Annotated in this window: 4 protein-coding genes; all 4 read left to right on the top strand. The window is 55.3% G+C overall.

Annotation, left to right across the window (positions count from 1 at the left end):
- On the top strand, positions 1–434 hold a 434-nt coding region (locus VF709_RS24750; RefSeq protein ID WP_440232464.1), incomplete at its 5' end, for a hypothetical protein.
- Between the two features lie 48 nt (positions 435–482).
- Positions 483–785 carry a hypothetical protein gene (locus VF709_RS24745; protein ID WP_440232463.1) on the top strand — a complete coding sequence of 101 codons (303 nt, stop codon included), beginning with the start codon at positions 483–485 and terminating at the stop codon, positions 783–785.
- 59 nt (positions 786–844) lie between these two features.
- Entirely contained in the window at positions 845–1156 is a 312-nt protein-coding gene (locus VF709_RS24740; protein ID WP_262772059.1) for a hypothetical protein, read from the top strand.
- A 45-nt stretch (positions 1157–1201) separates the two neighbouring features.
- A partial coding sequence (locus tag VF709_RS24735) for a hypothetical protein (RefSeq protein ID WP_440232462.1) occupies positions 1202–1663 on the top strand: 462 nt, incomplete at its 3' end.

Here is a 1663-nt window from a genome sequence, read left to right as displayed (position 1 = left end):
ACACACCAGCCGCCCTGCGCGACGCCCATTATCAGCGCTGCGCAAAGCCCGTTTTTTACGCGCAGACCCTGAACCACAAAAAGGAGGTTGAAATCTGCATCGTCACCCCGTCGGTGGCGTATTCGTTCGGCAGGATCGGCGCGGAGCATAAGGAGATGGATATTACCGTTCCGGCTCAGGCGACAGGCTACGCGTACCAGAGCAACCAGGTTATCAGCCTGCAGGAATTTTCCGTCCGCAACGGCGGTACCACTTACCAGGTATCAGCCGGAAGCAACGATGAAGGCAAACCCTTTGCCGCGCTCGATGTGTACCGGGGCAGTCCCGATACCGGAAAGCATCTGTCGACCATTGCGCTTGACCCGGACACCGTGGTTAACGACATCAGCCACGGATTGCAGGATGAAGGTATTCCCCAACAGGATGACCTTTAACAGGTTTTACCAACCTTAATAACCCTCTGTTTATTCAAGGACGTTTTCATGAACATTTCATTCAAAGGTGGTGCGTTCCGCCCGGCACACGCTTTGTCCGCGCTCTGCCTGTTGCTCCCGGTTGCGGCACTCAGCGGCTGCGGCGACGAAAAGTCAAAAGCCGAAAGCGAGTTTATCCGGGGCTGTAAATCCGGTGGCGGCACCACCGCCATCTGTGGCTGCGTTTACGGCATCCTGCAGACGAAATACTCCCACGGAGAGCTGCTCAAAATGAACCAGCAGCACGGCTATGTCCCCCCGGGCTTTATGAACAACATGCTCAGTGCGGCGCAGCAGTGTCGTAAGCAATAAATGCCGGATGCACACAACGTTACCGGTCTGGATTATTCAACCACAAAAGGAACCTGCTAATGGCACTCGTCATTAAGTATTTCAGTATTGCTTTTGGCATCGCGCTGGTCGTGGTGCTGTTTAACGTTATCAGCGCCACCGGCGAAATTCGCAGTTTTGGTCAGGGAATGGGGTATCTGTTCTGGATGACGCTGGGACCCGGCGCCGGTATGACCGTTGGCGCGGCTCTTCGACTGTGGCTGATGCCGGATGCGGTATACACCAGCGAAGGGATGACCGGGCTGCTCAAAGCCCGCCTGTTCTGGCTCGCAGGCCCACAGTGTATCGGCTGGCTGGCGGGACTGATGGCAGTGGGTAAGCAACTGATGTAACGCAACCAGACATCATCAACACATTGACTCTGAGGGAAAAACACCATGCGATTAATACACGTCATCCTGTCAGCAGGATTACTGGCCTTTGCCATGTCGGCACAGGCTGTCCCCAATATGTGGAGCAGCGGTTTTGGTATGGGCGTCACCGAATACATCATCACCAGCCCGGAGAAGGTGATGCTGAATCTGAGTTGCACCAGTAACCCTGACGACCAGAACATCCTGCAACATCACGTCATGCTCACCCTGCCTGACGGCAGCGGTGCCGACTCACAGGATGAGAAAACAGCCATCACCGTCGTCACCGGTGACCAGCAGTTCCCGCTGCCGTCCTCTCTCGGCTGGCGTAACGGCGACAACGCCTGGCTGTCGTTTATTGAGGCCATCAGCAAAGCAACCTCATTTGATCTTTACGTCAACGATAAGAAGGCAGGGCACTTTACCCCTTCAAAGGGCAATGTCCACAAGGTGCTGGCTGATATGTCCGGCTGTACGACATTCACC

This window comes from Enterobacter sp. Lyrl_3, from assembly GCF_051948675.1.
GTDB classification, from domain to species: domain Bacteria; phylum Pseudomonadota; class Gammaproteobacteria; order Enterobacterales; family Enterobacteriaceae; genus Enterobacter; species Enterobacter cloacae.
This window is presented reverse-complemented; position numbering and strand designations above follow the sequence as displayed.

Bases quoted from the DNA above. Each gene is read 5' to 3' on its own strand.
- VF709_RS24745 (WP_440232463.1), top strand. From the start codon at position 483: ATGAACATTTCATTCAAAGGTGGTGCGTTCCGCCCGGCACACGCTTTG.
- VF709_RS24740 (WP_262772059.1), top strand. From the start codon at position 845: ATGGCACTCGTCATTAAGTATTTCAGTATTGCTTTTGGCATCGCGCTG.